Genomic DNA, 25,649 nt, shown 5'->3' with positions numbered 1-25,649 from the left:
AAACACCTGTTGGAGTGATGTGATGTTTGAAGTGAATCCTGTGATTAACCAAATCAAGGAAATTCGCGAACGTACCGACCAACTTAGGGGGTATCTTTGACTACCCTCTTAAGAAAGAGCGGTTAGAAGAAGTTAATGCCGAATTAGAAGATTCAGCAGTATGGAATGAGCCTGAAAAAGCACAGGCATTAGGCCGTGAAAAATCAAGCCTAGAAGCAATTGTTGAAACTATTGAAAATCTTGAGCAAGGCGCTGAAGACGTTGAAGGTTTAGTTGAACTGGCTGTTGAAGCCGAAGACGAAGACACCTTTGCAGAAGCAGAGTCTGAGCTTGAAGACTTAATGACACAACTTGATAAGCTCGAGTTCCGTCGTATGTTCTCTGGTGAGCAAGATGGTAACGATGCCTATATCGACTTACAGTCAGGTTCGGGCGGTACTGAAGCACAAGACTGGTGTAACATGCTGCTGCGTATGTATTTACGTTGGGCTGAAGCAAAAGGCTTTAAAGCGGAAATCGTTGAAGCGACCGATGGTGATGTTGCTGGTATTAAAGGTGCTACGGTACGCGTATCAGGTGAGTACGCTTATGGTTGGCTACGCACTGAAACAGGTGTTCACCGTTTAGTGCGTAAAAGCCCATTTGATTCAACAGGTCGTCGTCATACCTCATTTGCTTCGGCGTTTGTTTATCCAGAAGTGGATGACAATATTGAAATTGATATTAACCCAGCCGATTTACGTATCGACGTGTATCGTGCATCGGGTGCGGGTGGTCAGCACGTTAACCGTACAGAATCTGCGGTACGTATTACTCACTTACCAACCAACACGGTAGTACAGTGTCAGAATGACCGTTCGCAACACAAAAACAAAGCACAGGCGATGAAGCAATTAAAAGCAAAATTGTTTGAGCTTGAAATGCATAAACAGAATGCTGAAAAGCAGTCACAAGAAGATGCAAAATCGGATATTGGCTGGGGTAGCCAAATTCGTTCGTACGTACTCGATGATTCTCGTATCAAAGATTTACGTACTGGGGTTGAAAACCGCAATACTCAAGCCGTATTAGATGGCGATTTAGATAAGTTTATCGAAGCCAGCCTGAAATCTGGCCTTTAATTTAAACCAAGCAACTTAGAGCTATAACATGACAGATCAAATTCAAGACGAAAATAAATTGATTGCAGAGCGTCGTGCCAAGCTAGATGCGATTCGTGAGAATTGCTCAGCTAATGGTCACCCGAATACTTTCCGCCGTGAAAATTACACAGCAGATCTACAAGCTAAGTTTGGTGATAAATCGAAGGAAGAGTTAGTCGAGTTAGACCACCAAGTTTCAGTAGCCGGCCGTATTTTAGCAAAACGTGGTCCTTTCCTTGTATTACAAGATATGAAAGGTCGTATTCAGGCGTATGCGTCTAAAGACGTACAAAAAGATTTAAAAGAAAAATATGGCCAACTTGATATCGGTGACATCATCGGTGTATCGGGTCCGCTTCATAAATCAGGTAAAGGCGACCTTTATGTAGATATGGTTCAGTACGAGCTACTAACTAAGTCACTACGTCCATTACCAGAGAAGTTCCACGGTTTAACAGACCAAGAAGCGAAGTACCGTCAGCGTTATGTTGACCTGATTACTAACATGGATACTCGTGAGACTTTCCGCATTCGCTCAAAAGTGATTGAAGGTATTCGTCGTTTCTTAGCTGAACGTGACTTTATGGAAGTTGAAACGCCAATGCTTCAGGTTATTCCTGGTGGTGCAACGGCGCGTCCATTCGTAACGCACCATAATGCGTTAGACATCGACATGTACTTACGTATCGCACCAGAGCTTTACCTTAAGCGTTTAGTTGTAGGTGGTTTTGACCGCGTATTTGAAATTAACCGTAACTTCCGTAACGAAGGTCTTTCAACGCGTCACAACCCAGAATTCACGATGATCGAATTCTACCAAGCGTACGCTGACTACAACGACCTAATGAACTTAACTGAAGACATGTTACGTACCGTTGCACAAGATGTACTAGGTACAACAACGGTTATCAACACAGTTAAAAACGCTGAAGGTGAAGTTGTTGAAACAATCGAATATGACTTCGGTAGCAAGTTCGAGCGTTTATCAATGGCTGATGCCATCATCAAGTTTGGTCCAGATGCAGCAGAAATTGCGCATATCTTCAAAGATCCAGAAAACCACTTTGATGAGTTAGTTGCTTACGCGAAGAAAGTACACGTTAAAGTACCTGAAAAGTGCGTATGGGGTGCAGGTAAGTTCTTATGTGAGATCTTCGAAGAAACAGCTGAACACAAACTAATTCAGCCAACTTTCATCACAGAGTACCCGTGGGAAGTGTCGCCACTTGCACGTCGTAACGATGAAAATCCATTTATCACTGACCGTTTCGAATTCTTCGTAGGCGACCGTGAATTAGCAAATGGTTTCTCTGAGCTTAACGATGCAGAAGATCAAGCAGCGCGCTTTGCACGTCAGGTTGAAGAAAAAGATGCCGGTGATGATGAAGCAATGCACTTTGACGATGACTATATCCAAGCACTTGAATATGGCTTACCGCCAACAGCAGGTGAAGGTATTGGTATCGACCGTCTAGTAATGCTATTCACTGACTCACCAACCATTAAAGATGTAATCTTATTCCCGCATATGCGCCCGCAAGCGGACTAAGCAACATCTTATAAAAAAACCCAGCCACACGTGCTGGGTTTTTTGTTTTCAAGGGGCTGTAAATCCTGTTGAATTTGTTAGTTATTATTAATGCGATGAAATTAAATACTCTTCTACATCTTCTTTCAGGTCTTGAAAGTCATCTTCATCGAGTTGTAAGGTGTCTAATACTCGCTGTTCTATTGCGTGCCATTGAGGTTCAGGGCGAAAGTGCCTAGCGACATGCACTAGGTTTTCAGCCAAGCGTAAACAAGCAAAGCAACTGCGCTCAAATTTATCGTTTGAGGCATTAAAAAAATCATTACTGTGATGTTGCAGAATTATTTGGCAAATTTGTTTAGGTAAGTTCCAACTCGTGGCTAAGTAGTAGCCAACAACCGCGTGATTGGTTTTGTATTTCTTTTCTTCTTTATGTATTAACGGGTTGCTGTCATTTTCACGGTGCTCTTGCAGTAAATGGGTGTAGCCTTCAAAGCGAATTGCCATCGCGGGTGTACCCGCATCGTGAAACAAACCAATTAAGTGTAAATTTTCGGGTGGTAAGGGCGATTTTAAATGTTGTGCAATAATGCACGACACATTAGCGATGTCGTTGGCGTTATCCCAAAAACGATTTAATGGTAACGAGCATTTACTTTGGTCATAGGCTTGTTTAAGTAAATAGCCAGTCACTAAGCTGGTAATGTTCTCAAGACCTAAAAACATTACAGCTTGGCGGATATCACTTATTGTTCTGGCAAGGCCGTAGTAGGGGCTGTTTATAATTTTGAGTACGGCAGCTGATGTTGCCACGTCAGCAGCAATAATGTCTGCAACGCGATAAAGTTCAGGCTCGTGGTTTAGCTCATCTTGCAATGCTTGCAAAATATCAGGCTTAGCTGGAATGGTGAAACCAGTTGCAACATCGCTCAGTATTTTGTTATCTATTTCAATCATTAGTTCGCTTATTTTTAACAAGCCACTTAATTACTATAGACAAAGATTGTCGAGCTGTTGCAATAGTGTGTGTTATTTAGGCATAAAAAATCCCAGCAAGTGCTGGGATTTTTGGTCAGTCATCAATTTAGATTTCCATATCTAAGCGGCTGTCCTTAAATCGGTGTCTTCTGAATTTTGTTTAATATCAGAATCCTTAAGTAAGAAGCTTAATATGACTGGCACTAAAATCAAAGTGAATATTGTTGAAACCACTAAGCCACCAACCACAACACCACCTAAACCACGATATAGCTCACTACCCGCACCTGGCATTAACACCAGTGGTAGCATGCCGCCAACCGAGGTAAGCGTTGACATCATAATGGGGCGAACACGGCTTTCAACCGACTCTTTAATTGCCAGTTGTGCACTTAATCCTTTGTACTTCAAGTTGTTAAGCGCTTGGTGCACAATTAAGATTGCGTTGTTTACAACCACACCCGCCAAAATTACAAAGCCCAATAAGGTTAACACATCAAGGTTTTGAATTGGCGTATAACGGTCAAACACACTTGCCCAGTGCACAGCAGCAAGGCCCATAAAGCCACCTAGTGTTGCAAGCGGTACACTTACCATAATTACTAATGGGTATTTCCAGTTTTGGAATAAAATAACCATTACCAGATACACTACAAACATTGCCAAAAATAGGCTCGAACTCAAGGTGCCAAACAAACTACCATCGCCTAACAGCGACTTTTTAAGGTCAGCCAGTTTACCAGCACTACCAGCTAGGTTAACTTCAACAGCCGGTGAAATCGCACCCGCACCGCGTAACTCTTCAACCATACTGTTAACAGAGGCGATAGCTTGCTCAAGTGGCATGCCAGCAGGCGGTGTAAACTGTAAGGTTACCGCGCGCTGACGTGAAACGTGCTTAATTTGGTCAACCGTTTGCGTGCGTTCAACAAGCGCAAGAGACTGTAAATCAACCACTTGACTTTGCGGTGTAGCCAATGGCGCTTGCATTAGTGCATCAATTGGAAAATCACCTTGCTGTGCGTTGGTTACAATCTTAAGATCTTTTAATTCACCGCCAACCGCAAAACTGTTCATCATAATAATGCCATCACCGTTTGCTTGCACAGCGAGTCCTAAATCACGACGTGTCATGTTGAGCTCTGCTAAACGCTCATCTAGCGGTTTAATTGAAAGCTCTGGTGTTGGCAATAAAAAGTTAGCGGGTTCTGGAATGGTTGCATAAGGACCATAATTACCAATTAACTTAAACAGTAACGCCGTTGCGCCATTAGTAATTTGCACCAAATCGTCACCAACTAAGTCGATTTGAATTGCGCTACCCGTTGTACCACCCGTATTAAAAAGTGGGAACTGGAAAGCAAAGCCAATTACATCGGGTGCGTTTACGCCCATTAATGTTTGGTTTAGAAAATCTACCGCATCAATGGTTTTATCCGCTTCTTTTGGGATCATGCCATGGAGGATTTGACCGTCCATCGCAACCAAAAAGTAGTGGTCAATTTCAGGCGCTTTAATGGTGCTGCCATCCATTAATTGAATATCAGGTGTACTTTGCGTTAAATCTGGCTCACCACCACGAATAACAGTTTCTGCATGGAATTTATCACCGGTGACCTCCCAAGCTGGGCGTATCACTTTTTCGATGCGATTACCGATTTCTGATACTTGATCAAGGTTATAACCCGGCGGCGGTACCATAAAACCGAAAGCAAAATTACGGTTACCTTTTGGTAAGTAATCAAGCGGTGGAATAAGCAGTGCAATACCCACAAGTGTTACGACTGCAAAGCTAGTTACAACGGTAACTTTACGTTTTGTTGTGCTCGAAATTGCGATAAACAAGGCGCCAATTTTGTTTGGTAACTTCGCTGCTTTTTTCTCTAATTCAGCCAGTTTACCTGTTCTCAATTTTACTTGTTTTGACTCACTGCGCGCACGTAAAAAGTAAGCGCCCGCTACCGGAATAACTAAGACAGATACGACAAAACTAATAAAGACTGCTGCCATGATGGCAAGTGATATATCGCGAAAAAGCTGCCCCGCGCTATCGGCAATGGTTAAAATTGGCACAAATACAACGAGCGTTGTCATGGTTGACGCAAATACTGCACCCGCAACTTCCTGCGTACCCTCAACACTGGCTTTAAGCGGCTTTTTGCCCATCTCTAAATGGCGGAAAATATTTTCGATTACCACAATGGCGTTATCAACCACCATACCGACCGCGAATGCCATGCCCGCAAGGGATACAATGTTAATTGAACGGCCCAGGGCAACCAAAATTACCACAGACGCAATCACTGAAATTGGAATTGCGATAGCGATAACACCAATGGTGCGCAGTGAGCGTAAAAATAGCAGTAGCGTAATTACGGCAAGTAAACCACCGACCATAATATTGCTTTGTACTAAATCAATGGCGTTTTCAACATAGCTTGATGAGTCCCACGTAGTAACAAGCTCAAAAGTACCACTTACACCTAGCTTCTTAGCGTGTTGCTCAAGCATACCGTCCGGTTTATTAAGTTCAGCAATTTCCGCTTTTAGCGAGTTCATGGTTTCAAGTAAGTTAGCACCATGCGCCAGCTGAAAGTTGAAAAATGGCATTTTAACGCCACGGGCACGCACCCAATCACGCATATCTTTGTAATCGAGTTTTACTGTTGCGATGTCTTTAACATAAACCGGGCCACGGTTGTCTTTGCGAATAACGATATTTTCAATGGTTGCCGCATCGGTAAAGCGACCCATTGCGCGCACGCGAATATCATTTTTACCATCGGGCAAACGACCACCAGAGTAATTGGTGTTGGTAATTTGTATCGCGTCTACTAGTTGGCTGTAGGTAATACCAAAATTGGCCAGTTTTACTGGGTCAATTTGAATTTGCAGCTCTTGTTCACGGGCACCTAAAATTCCTACCTTGGAAATACCTTTGATGTTTTCAAGGCGCGGACGTAATCGACGCTCCATAAAATCATACAAAGTCGTGTTATCGAAACTCGGATCAGTTGCTGCAAGGCCCACCCATGCGATGTAATCCACCGACATAGGATCAACGCCTTCAACGGTCGGTTCCGATACACCCATTGGGTAGGCGGGTACTTCGTTAAGCTTTTGTACTACTTCTGCTTGTGCTTGTTTAATATCGGTGCCAGTTTCGAACTCTAAACGCAATTGAGCGGCAGAGGTTTGGCTGATACTGGTTAAAGAAATTAGTCCGTTTACATCGGATAGTACTTTTTCCTGCTCAATCACCACGTCCGATTCAATTTCTTCAGGGCTTGCGTTTTCCCAAAAGGTACGCACGCTGACGACTACTGAATCAACTGATGGGGTCATTTGAACGGGTACTTGGGTAAAGGCAAGTACGCCCGCCAGTACCGATAAAATTACAGCAACGATTACGCTAATAGGTTGTTTAACCGCGCTTTCTACAATCTTCATAACGTGCCTACTTTAAATGTTGTTGATTGCCGTTAGAGGTATCTGCTACCGCAACAACAGGGCCTGGCATTAGACGCTCGTTGCCTTCAGTGATAACTTTGTCGGTTGGTGCAAGTTGTGGTGCATACACTGCCACCTTGTCGCCTTGATGAAACTGCACGTTAACTGAAATTGGTTGTGCAATTTGCTTGTCGCCTTGCAGTACTACTTTATAAACTAAGTAATTACCACCACGATTCACCAATGCATCTTTTGGCACAATAAGCGTGGTGCGAGGTTTACCTTCTGGCAACCAAGCGCTTACCGACATGCCTGGCATTAAACCCTTGCCATTTACTTGACCAATCACGCGAAAAGTACGGGCGCGTTCATCAACGCTATTAAGTACTTTAATATTGCCAGCTTGAACTAGCTCATCGCCAATCTGCAAGGCAATTTCGCTTGGTGCTTGACCCGCTAAAAATGCAAAGCGTTCTGGCACATCTAACCAAGCTTCTAATTTATTGAGAGAGGTTAAAGTAAATGCATGATCGCCACTGCCTAACCATTGACCTAGTTCAGCTAAACGATTAGTTACTTGACCATCAAATGGCGCGCGAATTGACATGTCATCAATACGCACCTGCAATGCGTTTAATTGTGCTGACAGTGCTTTTATCGCTTGTGTTGCAGCGATAACACGTGCTTGATTCGCAATAGTGAGGGTTTTACTTTGATTTAAACGCTGCTTTGATACGGCGCTTTTTTGCGCTGATTGTTTATAAGCAAGGTAGTCTTCTTCTGCTTGCGTAAATTCAGCTTTTGCCAGTGCAAGGTTGGCATCTGCTAGCATTTTCTCAGCTTGTAAACGCTGCTTTTCTGCGTCTAATCGGCGTGTGTCGAGTATTGCCAGCACATCACCTGCTACAACAACATCACCTTCATTAACCAGTACTTTAACTACTTTACCTGATTCTACTGAAGCGACATTAGCTTGATTGAATGCTTTTAACGTGCCGACAACACGTTTACGTGGTTGCAATTGCGCTTCGCTTGCTTCACTAAAGCGAACGACTTGCGCATTTGCGTTGAAAACCAGCAACAACAAGCTCAATGTTGCTGCGATATATTTAAAAGAAAGTGGAGATGTCATTGTAATTTCCAATTGAGTAGACCAGTCGTCTAGTGAATTGTCATTCAATTTGGCAGTTGTTGCAAGATGAATTTAGGCTGAATAGTAATTTTAGATTGGATTATTTGGGTAAACTTATGAAATTGTTATTTATATTTAAAAATTATTTTCTAGACCAAGTGGTCTAGTGGAGTTTTGACAGACAAACAAAAAGTGCCAATTAAGGCACTAAAATCGATTCGAAAATAATTTCAACAAAGTTGTCGTATGGCTCAGTTGAACGCTCTACTTGCATTTGTATTGCTGCGCCATGGCTGGCATTAAACAGAAATGCAGCGATTTTATGTGGGTCGAGGTTTTTGTTTACTTCGCCTTCTTGTTGCGCTTCGCGAATGGTTTGCGCCATCATGCTGTGAACTAAGTCTTGCGCGCATTTTATGCCACCGCGCATATTTTCACTGAGTTGAGATTGTTCCAAAATCAACTTGGGTACTAAACACTCACAGTCAATACCATCTTCTTCATGAAATTGCTGAATGCGTTTAAACCAGTTATGAATGCGCTGCAGTGGTGAGAATTTTCGATCACGCAAGTATTCACGCATAAAGTCATGGCTTTGGTCTTGGGCACGCTCAATGAGGGCAAGGCCAAAATCTTCTTTTGACTTAAAGTAATGATAAAATGAACCTTTTGGCACTCCGGCTTTATCAAGGATTTCTTTTAAGCCACATCCGTTGTAACTTTTTTCGATGATCAGCGCATGACCTGCCGCCAATATCGCTTCTTTGGTATCGGGCTTATTCATAATTCGGGTTAATATTTACGTACACACTTTGTGGGTATTATTAGACCAGTCGTCTCTAAAGTCAACTTTAGTCGACGGTTAGAGTTGATCTTCAATAGGCAATAAGCGGAAAAAACATGCGCCTATCTTACGCCAAATGCTGGCATCTGGTTCACTTTTAAAGGTTTTTTGCGTATCCATATCAAGCCAAATTAGCTTGTCGTCAGCGAGCTGTACACGGTAAGCTGAATTGGCCACAGCATCATTTAATGCGCTAACAATTTTGCTGCTAAGTGCCTCATTTTCAAACAGCACGCCAATTTCAGTGTTGATAAACATTGAGCGAGGGTCGAGGTTTAATGAGCCAACAAAGGTTTGCTGTTTATCAAAGATAATTGATTTAGCGTGTAAACTCGCCTGAGTAGAGCCGCGCCATGCTGACGGTTTAAAATTCGGTTTTACTTTTGTTTCATAAAGCGTAACGCCCGCTTTTAACAGCGCTTCGCGATAAGGAGCGTAACCTGAATGTACTGCAACAACGTCGGTGGCGGCTAATGAGTTCGTAAGAATCGTTACATTTACGCCACGCTCAACCATATCGATTAAGTATTTTGTGCCGCCATCGCCCGGTACAAAATAGGGAGAGATAATAAATAGGTCTTTTTGGGTATTGGCAAAAGCGCTTTCTAGCTCGTCAAGGAGCGGGCTTGTTAGGCCTTTTTCGTTAACTTTACTTGGCGGGTCATAAAGTACATCGGCGTTACCCCATGAAAATTGTAGAGAACCTTGCGAAAAATACTCCAAAAACTGTGATTGTGTCAGCGCTTGTATGTAATCTATTTGAGCTAGTTTGGTATCTGTAAGTTGCTCTTCCCATTGTGTTAAGAAAGATGCTATTTCATCATCTGAGTAGTTTTTAGGATGAAATACACTTAATGGATAACTTTGCTCACTGTTCCAGTAAACGTCAAACTGCGTATTTACATCGTGTGTTGCTTCACCTATTAGTAATAAATCAAAGTCACCAAATTCTACTTCATGACTTGCACTAAAATATTCGTCACCAATATTTCGTCCGCCGATCACCGATGCCAAGCTATCTACGGTGAGCGATTTATTGTGCATGCGACTATTGAGCCTTGCAAAATCGGTCAGAATGCCAAGAGCTTTATTGCGACGATTTGGCGAGGGGTTAAACAGGCGAATTTCAACATTTTCATGTTGGTTTAAAATATGTAACTGAGGATTGTGATCTGAGGCTTTCAAGTCATCAAGTAATAATCTTACTCGCACACCACGCTCTGCGGCATTGTATAGCGAATAGTTGATTTGGTTGCCGGTAATGTCGTTATTGTAGATGTAATATTGTAGGTCAATGCTGCTGGTTGCCGCATTGATTAAACTCACGCGTGATACAAAGGCATCGACTCCTTGCCCCAGCGTATAAACGCCGGTTTGCCCTTGTTTATCATGTGTTAAATCGCTAATAAATTCAGCTAATCGGCCTGTTTTTGCTGCCTCTTTTGCATAGCTAGGTGTACTTGTGTTTGGCGTTATTTTTGTTGCGCATCCAGCCATGGCAAGTACGACTCCTATAATAAAAAAGCGTATTAGTAACATTTGATTACCGACTAGTTAGTTTAATAGTATCAGGTCTATTAAGGTATAGATTACAGGGATAATAAGTGGGGTCAATATGGCGCTTAATACTAAACTAACGGATGCAAATGCGCCCATACGTTCATCAACTTCAATGGCACGTGCTGTACCAACGGCGTGACAAGCTGCTCCAAGCGCTAAGCCTTGACTGGGTATATGTGTTACGCCAAATAGTTTGAGTAGCGGTAAGCCAAAAACAGCGCCAAAAATACCGACACAAATAACAATAACAGCCGAAAGAGCACTTATGCCGTTAAGTTGATTACTAACTTCAATGGCAATGGGGGTTGTTACTGCGTTGGGTGCAAGGCTTGCGATGAGCTGTTCATTAGCGCCAAGTAAATAGGCGACAAGCATGGCAATGATCGACGAAACCAAAACACCAGTGGCGCTGCATAAAATGTAGCGCCAGGTATGTTGTTTTATAGTGCGCGACTCTTTGTACAGTGGAATCGCTAGCGCAACAATTGCTGAATCAAGTAACCAAAAATACGGTGTGTTAATTGTGGCAAACTCAGTGTAGGGAATATCACCCCACACTAAAATCACGCTAATTACCGCAATGCTTAATAAAATAGGGTTACAAAGGCTGTGTTTTAAATAATGGGTCTGCAACCATTTGAAAGCAAAAAAACAAAGCGGAGACAAAACAATCAAAAGCAGGCTCATGACTGTTCCTTATCGTTAGATGCGAAAAGCAGGCTTGCGACTTTTCCTACAATAAATAGAGTGCCCACCGTGGCGGTAAGTATTGAAACTACAATTAAAAACAGGTTGTCTTTAATCAGGTCTAAATGCTGAATGATGCCAACACCAGCGGGAATGAAAAAAAGTGGGAAGTATTTCAGCAGTAATGCACCAATTGCTTCACATTGCTTTAGTGACACAATATTTAATTTGAGCACAAGCAATAATATGCCCATACCGAGCACCGCTGGGGGAAAACTAAATTTCAGTATATAAAGCAGGCCATGACCAAGGGCTAATGCTGTTACTAGAATCGTTAAACTAACAATGTATTTCATAGCAATAGCCTATCACAGCTTGCAGGTCGGTATACTGTTCTTTAGTCGCTACCAATTAGCCGAATTGTCGAAAGGCTTAGTTTCTCCTTTTAAGCGATTGCTAATGGCACGTTTTACATTTTTGCCGCGTAGAATACGTATCTGATTAAATGTTTCAGCTGCTAACAATGGGCGGCGATTTGCGAACATACGCTTTTGATAAGTGCGTTTGTTTGCAGCTAACGCATCGGGCGATTGTGCTAACAATGCCGCTTTTAATTGCTCGCATTCGAGATCTAAATCGTCGCATACTTGTGTCACTAGGTTGACTGTTTTGGCAGTGTCAGCGCTAATTGGTTCGGCCATATGAGTGAGCTTTAGGGCTTGGTCGTAAGGCATTAGGCCTTGCAACATTACACTGCCTGCCATATCTGGTGTTAATCCCCAGCGCGATTCCATAATGGCGAATTGGGCGTCGCGGCTCGCTAAACGAAAGTCAGCGCCAAGTGCGATTTGCATACCGCCACCAAAACAGCGGCCATGAATTTTGCAAATTACCGGCGCTTTAATTTCTTGCCACCCTATGGTGACTTGCTGCGCTAGATTTGCGTTACCGGGAAGCCATTTGAATAGCAGTTTTAACATTTTAGTAGGGGAACGGCTGATGTTTTTTACATCAAGGCCGGTACAGAAATCACTGCCGATGGCATCAATAATCACTAATCTTAACGATTTGTCTTTTTTCAATTGCTTAATAATGCGCGCTAGCTGTAAAAAACTTTCATAGCTCAGTGCGTTGAGTTTATCGGGGCGATTAAATGTGACGGTGGCAACGCCAGCTTCAACATTTAGGGTGACAAGATGGCTCATTATTATTCTCATCCGACCTGTTGGGTTGTTCGAGGTTAACGTGTCTTACTATGTCTGTAAAGCATGTAACTTCACCCTAGGTTCATATTTTTTCAGCAAAATAGCCGCTCTGACAAGTGGCTAAAAACACCACTTACTGATTTGATTAGATTTTGTTAAATATTAAATTACAATTAATGTGCAGTCGTATTATGATTGATAACCAGAAGATATTATTAGAAATTTCGGATTTTTCATCGAGAATAAAAATTTGCTCTATTTGTGATAAGGGAGAGTTGCATGTTTACGTCCAAGTATAAAAATATTAGTTACCCAACCAAAGCTGCGTTTTTTGTCAGCTGTGTGTTGTTAGGGCCACTGGCCTTGACTGGTTGTGGAAAGGAAGAAGTTGTGCAACAAGCGCCAGCACCAGCGGTCTCGGTTTATACCGTTAATAATGATCAAGTTGGTACTTATCGTGAGTTTACTGCGCGCACCGAAGCATCGAAAGAAGCCGATATAACAACCCGTGTGCAAGGTGAATTAATAGAGCGAAAATTTGTTGAAGGCTCTGAAGTTAAAAAAGGCGATTTACTGCTAAAAATTGATCCTAGCGAATACGAGGCGTTTTTAGCGCAATCTGATGCGGACCTAAAATCAAAAATTGCTGGAGCGGCAGGTGCTGCGCGTGATTTAAAACGAGGTAGAGAAGTCGCGGACAAGGGTTTTATTTCACAATCTGATTTAGACAAGCTGATTACTAATGCTGCGCAAACGCAAGCAGCGGTAAAAGCGGGCGAAGCGGCACTTAAAAAAGCTAAATTGGATTTAAGTTACACTGAAATAGTCGCGCCGTTTGATGGGAAAATTGGTCGCGTAAATATTGATGTAGGTAATATTGTAAGCCCGCAAAGTGGCGTGCTGGCAAACATCACCTCAACAGACCCTATCTACGTTAACTTTTCGGTTGAAGAGGCACTTTATACTACCTACTTACAAGAACACCGAAATATTGAAAGTCCTGATCAAGTACCTCTCGATTTAAAAATTCGTTTACCGAACAACAGCGAATATGCCGAGGCAGGTGTGCTAGATTTTGCCGATACAAAAATAGACCGCAACACCGGCACGGTTGAGCTAAGGGCATCTTTCCCAAATCCTGATGGTATTGTGCTACCCGGGTTATTTGTAAAGCTGATTGCTGAGAGTAAAAATAAATTGTCAATGGCGTTAGTGCCACAAGCAGCGGTACAAGAAAATCAGCAAGGTAAGTTCTTATTAGTGGTTGATGACAACAACAAAGTGAGCACGCGACATGTAGATTTAGGCCGTCGCATTAATGCTATGTGGGTCGTTAACTCGGGCATAGAAGCGGGTGAGCGCATTATTATTGAAGGGCTACAAAAAGTGCGCCCAGGTGTTGAAGTAAACCCAGTTGAAAAGAATGTTGATACGGTAACCGGTGTTATCACAAACAGCGCAAAATAGGGGGCGTAAATGATTAGTAAAACGTTTATTAATCGGCCCAAATTTGCGCTGGTTATTTCAATTGTAATTACCTTAGCTGGCTTAATTTCGTTGTATTTGCTGCCAGTGAATATGTATCCTCAAATTACACCACCACAAATTCAGGTGACAGCTGTATACCCAGGAGCGAGTGCTCAGGTTGTTGAGGAGTCGGTGATCCGGCCCATTGAAGAGCAAATCAATGGGGTGGAAGATATGCTGTATATCGAATCTACGGCTGCTAATAACGGTACTGCAAGCATTACCGTGTATTTTAAAGTGGGTACTGACGATGATATGGCGCAAGTGAATGTGCAAAACCGTGTTGCACTTGCCGAAGCTGGCTTACCTGAAGAAGTTAAACGTCAAGGCGTTGTTGTGCGCAAGCAATCCAGTAACATGTTATTGGGCGTAACGCTTTACAGCTCGCAAGAAAATCTTGATGAAATCTTCCTAAGTAACTACGCCACAAACTATTTAACAGAGCCTCTTGGGCGCATTCCGGGTGTTGCAAACGCTGAAGTAATGGGTGAAAAAACCTATTCAATGCGTATTTGGTTAAACCCAAACAAGATGGCGTCGCTCGGTGTCACTGTAGCGGATGTACAAAATGCACTGCGAGAGCAAAACTTAATTGTTGCTGCAGGTAAGCTGGGTGCCAGTCCCGCTCCAAAAAATCAACAGTTTGAATATTCCATTCAGGCGCGCGGTCGCTTAAAAACCCCAGATGAATTTGGCGATACCATTATTAGAGCTACAAACAATGGTGATTTTATTCGCTTGTCGGATATTGGTCGTATTGAATTGGGTTCTAAAGATTACGCGTTTACTGCCAAATTAAATGGTGAAGATACTGCGTTTTTAGTTATTTATCAGCTGCCAGATGCTAACGCGACTGAAGTGGCTGCGAATGTGAAAAAACAAATGGAAATTCTCTCTGAGCGTTTTCCTGATGGCCTTCACTACAGCATGCCATACGATACAACTGAATTTATTAATCGCTCGATAGAAGAGGTAGTGGTAACGCTTTATCAAGCAGTTGCGCTGGTAATTCTCGTGGTATTTTTATTCCTCCAAAATTGGCGTGCAACGTTAATTCCATCAGTGGCAATTCCAGTGTCGTTGGTTGGTACGTTCGCCTTTATGATGTTGATGGGTTATTCAATCAACACCATTACCTTGTTTGGCTTGGTACTGGCTATCGGTATTGTGGTTGATGATGCTATTGTTGTTATTGAAAACGTTGAGCGTATTTTAAAAGAAGAAAAGCTGCCAATTAAAGAAGCGGTGAGCAAAGCGATGGAGCAGGTTTCAGGGCCAATTATCGCGACAACTCTGGTGCTGCTTGCGGTATTTGTGCCTGTTGGCTTTATGCCGGGCATTACCGGTGAGCTTTATAAGCAGTTTTCAGTTACGATTTCATTTGCTGTGCTTATTTCATCGATTAACGCATTAACGTTAAGCCCAGCACTGTGTACTTTGTTACTAAGTGAAAAAGCAATGAAGCCAATTAAATGGCTAGCACCCGTAGAAAAAGGCATTATTTCCTCTACGTCAAAGTATTCATCGACGGTTGGTTGGTTGTTAAAGCGCTCAGCGCGTGTAGGGTTAGTAACAGTGTTGCTATTCGCTGCAACAGGTTGGTTAACCAAAGCAGTTCCTACCGCGTTTGTACCAGCTGAAGATCAAGGCTTTTTGTTTGTTGATGTGCAATTACCAGATGCAGCAGCCAGCGGCCGTACTGCTGAGGTAATGGCGAAAGTAAGCGAAACCATCTTAGCCGACCCTGCGGTAACCGATATTATTACTGTATCGGGTATTTCATTGCTTGGTGGCCCTGGTTCAAATAACGGTCTTGGCGTAATTGTACTAAAAGATTGGGAGGATAGGACTGCGCCAGAGCTTGGCTTGAAGCAAGTGATCCCGCGTTTAATGGGGCAGATGTTTGCTATGCCAGATGCGCAAATTTTTGTCTTTAATCCACCGCCAATTCCAGGTTTAGGTACGAGTTCAGGTTTTGAATTTAGATTGCTAGATAGTGAAGGGCGTGAGCCTGCGGATTTGGCACAGGTGATGAACGGCTTAATTTACGAGGCTAACCAGCGTCCTGAGTTAACTAGCGTATTTAGTACTTTCCGCGCTAATGTGCCGCAGTATTTCTTAGAAATTGACCGTGATAAAGCCAAAGCGCAGGGCGTTGCGTTGAGCGATGTGTTTGTGACCTTACAAGCGCAACTCGGTTCGTTGTACATTAATGATTTTAACCAATTTGGTCGTACCTATCAGGTTGTGATTCAGGCTGAAACTGAGTTTCGTAAAGATCCGTCTGATTTAAATAACTACTATGTACGTGCTAGCAGCGGTGAAATGGTGCCGTTAACGACACTTGCGAGTCTTGAACCAATATTGGGCCCGACCAGCGTAAATCACTTCAACCTATATCGCAGTGCAAGCATCACAGGTCAGCCTGCACCAGGTTACTCAAGTGGTGAAGCAATTAAGGTGATGCAAGAGTTATCTGCGCAATTACCAACAGGCTACATTTATGATTGGGCAGGGCAAACCAAGCAAGAAATTCAAGCTGGTAACTTAGCGCCATTGCTATTTGGTTTAGCGATTATCTTTGTGTACTTGTTTTTGGTTGCACAGTACGAAAGCTGGACGATTCCGTTTGCGGTAATTGCGGCCGTACCGTTAGCGATATTTGGTGCGATGAGTGCGCTTTATACGGTTGGTATGGCAAACAATATTTATGCGCAGGTGGGCTTAATACTCTTGATTGGTTTATCCACTAAGACCGCTATTCTAATCGTTGAATTTGCGATGGAACAGCGTGCCGCGGGTTATAGTATTTTTGAATCGGCGCTAAACGCAGCCCGATTACGTTTTAGAGCAGTGTTGATGACGGCACTGTCGTTTGTACTTGGGGTGTTACCATTAGTATTTGCAACCGGTGCAGGTGCGGGTAGCCGTGTTAGTTTAGGTTTAACCGTACTGGCTGGTATGTTGGCTGCGACTATTTTTGGTACTTTGTTAATTCCAATATTCTATGCGTTGATTCAAAGTATGCGTGAAAAGGTGAAAGCAAAGCTGGCACATGAGTAACTGTTTCGCAGGAAGGACTGCTATTAGCTGAATTTTAGGCTAACAGTTAGTAGTCTGCGTTAAAATCACAAAATATAAGGCAAAGAAGCACTTCTTTGCCTTTTTTGTTTTGATATAATTATCAAAAAATGCGAAGAGTCGAGTTATGAGCAACCAAGATCACCTATGGACAATTGAAGAAGCGACTAATCACGCGTATGAAGTGTTTCTTGAATTGGCGCCAGACAACTTGTCTGAACAAGATATTGTTGAGTTTAATCAATATCGTGAAGATTTAGGCTTTATTGAAGAAAGTGAGCCGGATGAGTCTTGGCAAGAATTTACCGAATTTGAAATTGAACCAGAACTGTATATTCAAGTGTTGGTGGGATTAGAGTTTGAAAACCAAGATGTGTTATTTGCGCGCATTTTAATTAGTCGAGATAAAGCTGCGCCGTTTGTTCACGTATTGTGGAAGTAGCCACTTTTATAAATTTGTCGTTTTAGCTTAGGTGGATTGAGAGTTAGAGTAGTATTAAATGCGTTGGATTGTGTTTTTTTATTGTGTTCTTTTTTGTTCGAAATTACTCGCTGCGGATCCGGATCCGTTTGAAGACTTTGCCGTTTATGGCGAAACCCCAAGTGATGAAAGGTATGAGCAAAATAAAGGGCGACTTTTGTTTGGTGATTTAGAACTGGGTTTTATTGTAACGACAGGCAACACTAATACTGCTAGTGCAAAACTCAAAACTAACATTATGCAAGACCTCAATAATTGGCGCAACCAATTGAAGTTTGATTCCTTGGTAAAAAAAGATAACGATAATGAGGAAGGCGATGAGCTGTCTGCCACGCGTTATTTCACTTCATTGCAAAGTAACTACTTACTTGAAGACAAAAATAACTCACTGTTTTTATACGGTGATTATGAATTTGATAGATTTAGCGGTATCGAAAAGCAAGCGAGCTTTGTTGCTGGTTACGGTTGGCGCTTTTTAGAAAATCGTAAAGACAGCATTGATTTAGATGTCGGTCCTGGGGTTAATTATCAGGTCAGTGAAACCGACGAATCGGATTTAGGTTACTTGCTACGATTAGCTCTGCAGTGGGAGCGAATTGTAAGTAAACGCACGCGCTTTAATCAGGATATTAGTGCGGAGCATTCGTTAAGTGGGTTAAACTCCCGCATCAAATCAGAGACGTCATTGGTGAGCCAAATTAGCGGTGCACTTAGTCTTAAGTTTTCATATTTATATCGTTACAACACCATGCCTGAAGAAGGCAAACGCAATTATGACGCTGAAACCAGTGCTACCTTTGTTTTTAGCTTCAACTAACTTGGAATATTAATGACCTATTCTCATAAACAAATCGCTTGGGCTATTTTACTGCTGCTTTCGTGGATTTTTTCATTTACCTTATTGGCGGTTTATTTAATCGGCCCGATTACAGGTCTGTTGATTTTTTCAGGTTTTGTGGTGCTGGTGGCATTTTTATTTCATGGCATGACAGTCACTGTAAAAGATAACACTATAAAATGGGGGTTTGCTTTTGGCTGGTTTGGTCAAACCTTACCCTTGTCAGAGGTTGTTTCGTATCAGGCTGTGGAGAATTCATGGCGACATGGCATTGGTTTACGTATTAGCCATGATGGGTTTGTGTATTCAGCCCACGGTTTTAAGGCAGTTGAATTAGTGCTGCAGGATGAAACCAAAATTAGGCTTGGTACAAATGATCAAGCTGGCTTAATCGCCGCATTAGATGGGCAAAAAAAATAGCGCCCTAAAGCGCTATTTTTTATTGTTAGTACTGTAAATTAACAACAGCCGCCATTTTCATCATGTTTGTGATCATGGTGCGAGCCACAGCCACCTTCACCATGAACATGGCCATGTGCCAATTCTTCTTCTGTCGCGTCACGTACTTCAAGTACTTCAACATCAAATGTTAAATCAATACCAGAAAGCGGGTGGTTGCCATCAACAATCACATCGTCTTCTTGAATATCGATAATTACAACAGTCTGCTCACCATCATCGGTCGTTGCGCGAAATTGCATGCCTACTTCAATATCCATACCGTCAAACATTGACTTAGGTACTGCTTGCATCAAACCATCGTGACGCTCGCCATAGCCATCTTTTGCTTCAACTTCTACAGTAAAGGTATCGCCAGCTTGCTTATCAATAAGCGCATTTTCAAGACCTGGAATTAAAAAACCCGAACCAATGATGAACTCTAGCGGCTCGTTATCAAATGAGCTGTCGATGGCATTGTTGTCTTTGTCCATTACTGAGTAATGAAGCTTTACTACTTTTTGCTGTGCAATTTTCATATTAAACCTAATCTTCAAGTGTGTAAGGAAGAGCACTCACGCTAAGGCGTGACTCTTCAAGATCTTTTACGCGCAACTGAGCTTGCTCAGACGTGTCGTTTGGCAGTACCGCTTGAATATATGTGCCTTCATCGGTAACCGCAGTGTTTATTACTTTACCGGCTCTACGCCAGTTTTCACCAAGCTGAACTTCAACGTCGCTTGCTGTTTCAATGTGTTGTTCGGCGGCAAATAAGCTGTACATTGCACGCTTATTTTTGCCTAGGTATTTCATGCGCGCGACAGTTTCTTGGCCTGTGTAACAGCCTTTATTGAAACTAATTCCACCAATCGCTTGTAGATTGACCATCTGCGGAACAAACTCATCGAGTGTTTGGGCATTTAGGCGCGGCAATCCGGCTTTAATGTTAGCTGCAAGCCATGCATTTTCATTATTTGTAAGTGTAATTTTGCCTTCAAGTTCAGCCAATTTTTCTTTTTCAATAACAAGTTGCACTAAGCCTTCGGCTAGTTTTAGCGCATAACCTAATTCAAATTGCACTAAATTGTGGCTGGTAAATGAAATCGCCAATGCCGACTCAATTTCACTGGTGGTTTGCGCTGTTACACCAAGGCTAATAAGCTGCTCGCTTAGGGCAAATTCTACTTTTGAAAAAACACCATATTTTTTAAGTTCACTAAAGCTTTGCTCGGCTTCAGTGTCACTTGCTAACATCAAGTAAGCGTCGTTTTCCGCAATTAGCTTATGTACTGACCAAAGTTTACCTTTTGCATTGCAATGCCCTGACCATAAAAAGGTAGTGTCGTTTAATAAATTAAGATCTTGTGTAACTTGTCCGTGCAGGTAAGACTTGCGGTCTTGTCCGCTAATTTGAATGATTTTTTCTGAAATGCGAGAAGCGACTATCATAATACCCTACCACTGAAAATTAATGCCTTGATTTTAACTTAGATTCCTGATGATTGCATGCTTAGCTTTTGCTACTATTAAGGTGCGTGAATTAACGAGGTATAAAATGAGCAATTTAGATAGCAAGGCTAAATTACGTTGGGCGTGTCGACGCGGTATGTTGGAACTTGATGTGTTGCTAAGACCATTTGTTGATGAAGCTTACGACGCATTAACAGATAATGACAAAGCAATTTTTCAACGCTTACTTACGGCCGATGATCCTGATTTATTTGCTTGGTTTATGGGGCATGAAAAGTGTGAAGACGCTGAGCTAGATTACATGGTTAAAACGATTTTAAATCGTGTCCGCGTATAGGTTGTACGTCGCAAAATCTAACATTGTGCCGAGTGTTTATCTCGGCATTAACCTGCCTATATTTTTCTTTGCTTTACTCCCCGCTGAAACTATTCTCTGTGCTCTACTTGTTTTAGTATTTCTCGTGCTGGTTAGTATTATCTGCTTCTTTAAGCTAAAAAGAGCGTTAGTAAGTGACTGTTATTTGTTACTCGAAGATGAGCGTGTATTGTGTCAGCACGACGGCAATAAAATCGGTGAAATAAGTTCGTTTAGTATCGTAACTGCATGGTTTGTATTAATTCGCTTTAAACGGCAAAAAAGTAAGTGTAATAAACTGATTTTACTAAACAAGTTATCTACAAAAGATAAAAAACGGCTACTGAGAGCCGTTTATCGAGATGTTTAAGCTGATGCGTTTTTGTGTAGCACGGTAGGTGTTGGGTTTTCAGTTTGATTTGGGTAATCAAGCGTATAGTGCAGACCGCGGCTTTCTTTTCGTTCAAGCGCACTGCGAATAATTAGCTCGGACACTTGAACTAGGTTACGCAGCTCCAGCAGATTATTACTTACTCTAAAATTAGTGTAGTACTCATCAATCTCTTGTTGCAGTAACTCAATGCGACGAAGCGCTCGTTCTAGGCGCTTGGTGGTGCGAACAATACCAACGTAGTCCCACATAAATAAACGCAGTTCGTGCCAGTTGTGGGTAATAACAATTTCTTCATCAGAGTTTGTCACACGACTTTCATCCCAGTTTGGAATGTTTGGAGCGTTATGTTCCGAATTAAGTTTTGCCATAATGTCTTTAGCGGCAGCTTGTGCAAATACAATGCACTCAAGCAGTGAATTACTTGCCATACGGTTAGCACCGTGCAGACCGGTATAAGCGACTTCGCCAATGGCATAAAGATTATCTAAATCAGTTTTGCCATTAAAATCGGTCATTACGCCGCCACAAGTGTAGTGCGCCGCTGGAACCACAGGAATTGCTTCTTTGGTAATATCGAGGCCAACACTTAAGCATTTTGCGTAAATAGTGGGGAAGTGGTCGATAATAAAGTTTTTATCTTTATGGCTGATATCGAGATATACGCAGTTAGCGCCAAGGCGCTTCATTTCATAATCGATGGCGCGCGCAACTACATCGCGAGGCGCAAGTTCGGCGCGCTCATCAAAATCAGGCATAAAGCGTGAACCATCAGGGCGTTTTAAGTACGCCCCTTCGCCGCGCATTGCTTCGGTAATTAAAAAGTTTTGTAATTCAGGGTGATACAAACTAGTCGGGTGAAATTGGTTAAATTCCATATTGGCGACACGGCAGCCCGCACGCCACGCCATTGCAATGCCGTCACCACTAGAAACATCAGGGTTTGATGTATATAGGTAGACTTTACTGGCGCCGCCTGTGGCAAGTGCGACAAAGCGAGCACTAATAATTTCAACTTGTTCGGTAATGCGGTTCCACACATATAAACCGTGGCAGCGTTTGCCTGTGGTATTCAGTTTTTCATCGGTGATTAGATCAATTGCATTATAGCGTTCAAGCAACAAAATGTTTTCATGCTCTTTTACGCGGTCGATCAGCGTGGTTTGTACTGCTTTACCTGTGGCATCAGCTGCATGCAGAATACGACGGTGGCTGTGACCGCCTTCACGGGTTAAATGGTAGCGTTCTTTGCCAAGGGCGTTTTTATCCATATCAAATGGTACGCCTTGTTCTATCAGCCACTTCATACAGGTTTTTGCGTTGCTTGCAGTGTAATGAACGGCGTCGCGATCACATAGTCCACCGCCTGCTGCGAGGGTGTCTTCAACGTGTGATTCAACACTGTCTTCTTTATCAAATACTGCGGCGATGCCACCTTGGGCATACATGGTTGAGCCTTCAGTTAATGGCCCTTTACTTAATACGGTGACGTGACAGTGATTTGCTAAGGTAAGCGCTAAGGTTAGTCCAGCAGCACCACTTCCTACGATGACAACATCGGTTGTTAACTGTGGTGTATTTGTCATACAGGTATCACTTTACAATGCAGGTAATTTATTTGGCATATAATAACATCAATTATGACAATGATAAAAAGACAAAAGTCGCACAGTCTATTTTACCAGGTAGTATCAGAATGTGAAAAACAGCGAAGAAATAGCGATAACGTGATTTTATGCTAATTTTGCTTAAGGAAAAGTGTTAAAGTGACCCTGTGACAGTCTATTTATCTATGTTTAGGATTAACAAAGATAAATTGATTTAAAGTTTTTATAAAATGTTTCGAACTTTTTCAAACTCCTTGAGTCCTATATTGTGACATTACTCTTGGGAACTAGAGAAAGATTATAAATTAAGAGGAGTACCGGCTCGAATGAGCGAGCAGGATTTGGATTTAGCGCTAGTAAGAAAAGTTCAGCAGGGTGATAAAAACGCATTCAATGTGCTAGTTAAAAAATATCAGAACAAAGTTGCGAACTTAATTGGACGTTACGTCTCTAACCATGGAGATGTTGCTGATATTGCACAAGAAGCGTTTATTAAAGCATATAGAGCGTTACCTGGTTTTCGCGGTGACAGTGCTTTTTACACTTGGCTTTATCGTATAGCTGTTAACTGCGCTAAGAATCATTTAGTTTCACAAGGGCGCCGTCCGCCAGCCAACGATGTTGATGCGGATGATGCAGAATTTTATGATGGCGCTGATGCACTGAGAAGTAATTCAACACCAGAAAACTTGTTGCTAAGCGATGAAATAAAGCAGGTAATTTTTAGGACCATTGACGGCTTACCGGATGATCTTAAAACGGCAATTACATTACGCGAATTAGAGGGATTAAGTTACGAAGACATTGCCATGATAATGGACTGTCCTGTAGGGACTGTGAGATCACGGATATTCCGTGCTCGCGAGGCAATCGATAATCGACTTAATCCAATTTTAAATAATGCATAGGTCACTTTATGACTAATTTGAATGAGAAACGAAAAGAACAAATATCGGCACTGTTTGATGATGAACACAGCCTAGAGAGCCGACATTTGGGGGATGAGTTAGAGCACGCTGCATCGCGTTATTCACTGATTGGTGATGTAATGCGTGGTGAAGGCAAAGAACTTATTCAAATCGATATCGCAGATCAAGTTGCACTGGCATTAGAACAAGAAGAAACTTACAGCCAAGTGCCAGAAGCGCCAAGCGTTGCTGAGCAAGTTGCTGCGGTAAATCAACAAAGCACAGTCGCAATCTCAAATTGGAAAAAACCGTTTGCCCAAATGGCAATTGCAGCAAGTGTTGCTGCTGTTGCGGTAATTGGCGTGCAATCTGTTCCCAAGGATGCAGATATCATCAGCCCTGAGCCACAACTGCAAAATTTAGAAACCATGCCTTTTGGTGGTACTGCAACGCCAGTAAGTTACTCAACTGAACCTGCGCTTGAAACCGCTCAAAAAGGACAGCGCGAGCTTGAAGAAAAACGTCTAGGTGCGCTGTTATTAGAGCATCAAAGACAATCGCGTATTGCTCAAGCTGAAAAAGCGAAAGAAGACGAGTTGGAGAACAATCAGTAGATGCGAATATTCGTTGTCTTAGCTTGGCTTGTAGTTGCGTTGCCAAGCTTTGCTTCTGAACCTAATGAAGCGAAACAGCTTTTATTAGAAATGGCCAATACGGTCAAAAACAGTAACTTTACCGCCTCGTTTGTTGTTGTAAAAGGGCGAAATAATATAGAACCTTACGCGTGGCGACATGCAAATCACAATGGCACTGAACTTGAGCACTTAAGCCTGCTCGACGGTGCGGGTGTTGAAATGTTGCGTGTTGGCAATATAGTTACCTATTTTGAGCCACAAAACCCACCTTATTCTTTAAACAGCTCGTCTTTAGCTGGCCCGATCCCAAGTATTATTTTTAACGATATCAGTGAACTGGAACCAAATTATCATTTTGCAATTGGTGGTAAGTCACGGATATCAGGTCGTGTAGCACAATTGGTGCGTATCGAATCTAAAGACCAAGCAAAATTCAACTACTGGTTGTGGCTTGACGAGCACTCAAAACTACCACTAAAAACTGCCTACGTGTCGGCAGCTGGCGAAATTGTTGAGCAGCTGCAAATGACTAACGTTAGTTTCAGTGAACAACCGAGTGTTGAACTTATCGAAATGAGTCAGCAAAAGCTGCCTTCGCCAGTAACCGCTGTAAAAGAAGAGCAAAGTATTGAAACATGGCAAGTTGATGCGATGCCAACGGGTTTCGCACTGGTAAAATCAGAGCGTCAAACGTTAAACTTAAACGGTGAGCTTGCCGATTACTATCTTTACAGTGACGGGTTAATTGAAGTGTCGGTCTTTATTCAAAGACCGCTTGCTAGTAATAGTCGTAGCAAAGCGCTTTCGGCAGGTGCTACAACAGTGTTTATTCATCAAGCGCCAGGCTATGAAGTCTCTGTGATTGGTCAATTGCCGCCAATGACTGCTAAACTAGTGGCAGAATCAGTTCAACGCGCTAACTAATGATTGAAAAAACGTTTACGGTGGCCAAAGTAGAGAATACTTTGGTCACTTTTGCATTACCTAAACCCCAAGCATGCAGTGGTTGTGATGGTAAATGCGGCTCGCTTACCTTTGCTAAACTATTTGCCAATAAACGTTCAGAACTTACGATTGTAAGTGATGCTGAGCTTGAAGTCGGGCAAAAAGTCGATTTAACCTTAGATGATTCTCATGTCATTAAAATGTCGTTGTGGACGTACATGGTGCCTTTGCTGCTTGCTTTAGTGTTTACCGTAGTTGCGGCGAATGTTTTTGTTGTTAGTGAAGGATGGCAAATTTTATCTGCAATGCTAGGTGGTTATACCGGGTTTTTGCTAGCAAAAGCGAAGCAAACAGGTCTTAAAAATCGCATTAAAATAAAAAAAATTCACCCAATCAGCTTACCAATCACGCAAATTAATGGTGATTAACCCAAATTAAGGGTAAAAT

At 42.3% G+C, this 25,649-nt stretch carries 23 protein-coding genes; 12 read left to right on the top strand and 11 right to left on the bottom strand.

What is annotated here, in order from left to right:
* Positions 1 to 22 precede the first annotated feature (22 nt).
* A protein-coding gene (gene prfB / locus AN214_RS04480; RefSeq protein WP_152960705.1) for a peptide chain release factor 2 occupies positions 23 to 1,121 on the top strand; the annotation gives its coding sequence in 2 pieces (ribosomal slippage) (positions 23 to 97 and positions 99 to 1,121; 1,098 coding nt in all).
* A gap of 28 nt (positions 1,122 to 1,149) precedes the next feature.
* Positions 1,150 to 2,691: a lysine--tRNA ligase gene (gene lysS / locus AN214_RS04475; protein ID WP_054978593.1), complete on the top strand. Its 1,542-nt coding sequence runs from the start codon at positions 1,150 to 1,152 to the stop codon at positions 2,689 to 2,691.
* An 87-nt stretch (positions 2,692 to 2,778) separates the two neighbouring features.
* Here the strand turns inward: lysS and AN214_RS04470 are convergent, their stop codons facing one another.
* From AN214_RS04470 to AN214_RS04435, 8 genes are all read right to left on the bottom strand, one after another.
* On the bottom strand, positions 2,779 to 3,627 hold the full coding sequence (locus AN214_RS04470; protein WP_054978592.1) for an HDOD domain-containing protein: 849 nt from the start codon (positions 3,625 to 3,627) through the stop codon (positions 2,779 to 2,781).
* Between the two features lie 141 nt (positions 3,628 to 3,768).
* Entirely contained in the window at positions 3,769 to 7,098 is a 3,330-nt protein-coding gene (locus AN214_RS04465; RefSeq protein ID WP_054978591.1) for an efflux RND transporter permease subunit, read from the bottom strand.
* Positions 7,099 to 7,105: 7 nt separating this feature from the next.
* Positions 7,106 to 8,230, bottom strand: coding sequence for an efflux RND transporter periplasmic adaptor subunit (locus tag AN214_RS04460; RefSeq protein WP_054978590.1), 1,125 nt, complete (start codon positions 8,228 to 8,230; stop codon positions 7,106 to 7,108).
* A 199-nt stretch (positions 8,231 to 8,429) separates the two neighbouring features.
* Positions 8,430 to 9,014 carry a TetR/AcrR family transcriptional regulator gene (locus tag AN214_RS04455; RefSeq protein WP_054978589.1) on the bottom strand — a complete coding sequence of 195 codons (585 nt, stop codon included), beginning with the start codon at positions 9,012 to 9,014 and terminating at the stop codon, positions 8,430 to 8,432.
* A gap of 78 nt (positions 9,015 to 9,092) precedes the next feature.
* On the bottom strand, positions 9,093 to 10,613 hold the full coding sequence (locus AN214_RS04450) for a phospholipase D family protein (RefSeq protein WP_082428487.1): 1,521 nt from the start codon (positions 10,611 to 10,613) through the stop codon (positions 9,093 to 9,095).
* A 15-nt stretch (positions 10,614 to 10,628) separates the two neighbouring features.
* A complete protein-coding gene (locus AN214_RS04445; RefSeq protein WP_054978587.1) occupies positions 10,629 to 11,321 on the bottom strand; it encodes an LrgB family protein in 693 nt (230 codons plus the stop codon).
* Positions 11,318 to 11,677, bottom strand: coding sequence for a CidA/LrgA family protein (locus AN214_RS04440; protein WP_054978586.1), 360 nt, complete (start codon positions 11,675 to 11,677; stop codon positions 11,318 to 11,320). The genes AN214_RS04445 and AN214_RS04440 overlap by 4 nt, the downstream gene beginning before the upstream one ends.
* 48 nt (positions 11,678 to 11,725) lie before the next feature.
* Positions 11,726 to 12,526 (bottom strand): crotonase/enoyl-CoA hydratase family protein, encoded by an 801-nt coding sequence (locus AN214_RS04435; RefSeq protein WP_054978585.1) that lies wholly within the window; start codon positions 12,524 to 12,526, stop codon positions 11,726 to 11,728.
* Between the two features lie 279 nt (positions 12,527 to 12,805).
* Between AN214_RS04435 and AN214_RS04430 the strand changes: the two genes are divergently transcribed.
* The 5 genes from AN214_RS04430 (at position 12,806) to AN214_RS04410 (ending at position 18,873) form a co-directional block, all read left to right on the top strand.
* A complete protein-coding gene (locus AN214_RS04430) occupies positions 12,806 to 13,993 on the top strand; it encodes an efflux RND transporter periplasmic adaptor subunit (RefSeq protein ID WP_054978584.1) in 1,188 nt (395 codons plus the stop codon).
* Positions 13,994 to 14,002: 9 nt separating this feature from the next.
* Positions 14,003 to 17,116: an efflux RND transporter permease subunit gene (locus tag AN214_RS04425; RefSeq protein WP_054978583.1), complete on the top strand. Its 3,114-nt coding sequence runs from the start codon at positions 14,003 to 14,005 to the stop codon at positions 17,114 to 17,116.
* Positions 17,117 to 17,261: 145 nt separating this feature from the next.
* A complete protein-coding gene (locus AN214_RS04420; protein ID WP_054978582.1) occupies positions 17,262 to 17,576 on the top strand; it encodes an HI1450 family dsDNA-mimic protein in 315 nt (104 codons plus the stop codon).
* Positions 17,577 to 17,634: 58 nt separating this feature from the next.
* Positions 17,635 to 18,432: a YdiY family protein gene (locus AN214_RS04415; protein ID WP_054978581.1), complete on the top strand. Its 798-nt coding sequence runs from the start codon at positions 17,635 to 17,637 to the stop codon at positions 18,430 to 18,432.
* A 12-nt stretch (positions 18,433 to 18,444) separates the two neighbouring features.
* Positions 18,445 to 18,873: a hypothetical protein gene (locus AN214_RS04410; RefSeq protein ID WP_054978580.1), complete on the top strand. Its 429-nt coding sequence runs from the start codon at positions 18,445 to 18,447 to the stop codon at positions 18,871 to 18,873.
* Positions 18,874 to 18,911: 38 nt separating this feature from the next.
* Here the strand turns inward: AN214_RS04410 and AN214_RS04405 are convergent, their stop codons facing one another.
* The gene (locus AN214_RS04405; RefSeq protein WP_054978579.1) at positions 18,912 to 19,430 is read right to left on the bottom strand and encodes a peptidylprolyl isomerase; all 519 of its coding nucleotides are present in this window, start codon (positions 19,428 to 19,430) and stop codon (positions 18,912 to 18,914) included.
* Between the two features lie 7 nt (positions 19,431 to 19,437).
* Positions 19,438 to 20,340: a tRNA-modifying protein YgfZ gene (gene ygfZ, locus AN214_RS04400; protein ID WP_054978578.1), complete on the bottom strand. Its 903-nt coding sequence runs from the start codon at positions 20,338 to 20,340 to the stop codon at positions 19,438 to 19,440.
* A 106-nt stretch (positions 20,341 to 20,446) separates the two neighbouring features.
* On the opposite strand from ygfZ, the gene AN214_RS04395 reads away from it, so the two are divergent.
* Positions 20,447 to 20,698 carry a succinate dehydrogenase assembly factor 2 gene (locus AN214_RS04395; RefSeq protein WP_054978661.1) on the top strand — a complete coding sequence of 84 codons (252 nt, stop codon included), beginning with the start codon at positions 20,447 to 20,449 and terminating at the stop codon, positions 20,696 to 20,698.
* Positions 20,699 to 21,082: 384 nt separating this feature from the next.
* Here AN214_RS04395 and nadB read toward each other — a convergent pair whose 3' ends face one another.
* The gene (gene nadB / locus AN214_RS04385; RefSeq protein ID WP_054978576.1) at positions 21,083 to 22,693 is read right to left on the bottom strand and encodes an L-aspartate oxidase; all 1,611 of its coding nucleotides are present in this window, start codon (positions 22,691 to 22,693) and stop codon (positions 21,083 to 21,085) included.
* Between the two features lie 347 nt (positions 22,694 to 23,040).
* Between nadB and rpoE the strand changes: the two genes are divergently transcribed.
* The 4 genes from rpoE to AN214_RS04365 are packed head-to-tail and all read left to right on the top strand — an operon-like array spanning position 23,041 to position 25,630.
* The gene (gene rpoE, locus AN214_RS04380; RefSeq protein ID WP_010560773.1) at positions 23,041 to 23,622 is read left to right on the top strand and encodes an RNA polymerase sigma factor RpoE; all 582 of its coding nucleotides are present in this window, start codon (positions 23,041 to 23,043) and stop codon (positions 23,620 to 23,622) included.
* Between the two features lie 8 nt (positions 23,623 to 23,630).
* Positions 23,631 to 24,236: a sigma-E factor negative regulatory protein gene (locus AN214_RS04375; protein ID WP_054978575.1), complete on the top strand. Its 606-nt coding sequence runs from the start codon at positions 23,631 to 23,633 to the stop codon at positions 24,234 to 24,236.
* Positions 24,237 to 25,181, top strand: a complete 945-nt coding sequence (locus AN214_RS04370) for a MucB/RseB C-terminal domain-containing protein (RefSeq protein WP_054978574.1) — start codon at positions 24,237 to 24,239, stop codon at positions 25,179 to 25,181.
* A complete protein-coding gene (locus AN214_RS04365) occupies positions 25,181 to 25,630 on the top strand; it encodes a SoxR reducing system RseC family protein (protein WP_054978573.1) in 450 nt (149 codons plus the stop codon). The genes AN214_RS04370 and AN214_RS04365 overlap by 1 nt, the downstream gene beginning before the upstream one ends.
* Positions 25,631 to 25,649 lie beyond the last annotated feature (19 nt).

Origin of the sequence: Pseudoalteromonas sp. P1-9 (assembly GCF_001399975.1) — a bacterium.
GTDB lineage: Bacteria > Pseudomonadota > Gammaproteobacteria > Enterobacterales > Alteromonadaceae > Pseudoalteromonas.
Note: the sequence above shows the minus strand (reverse complement) of the source record. Positions and strands in the feature narration are given on the sequence as shown.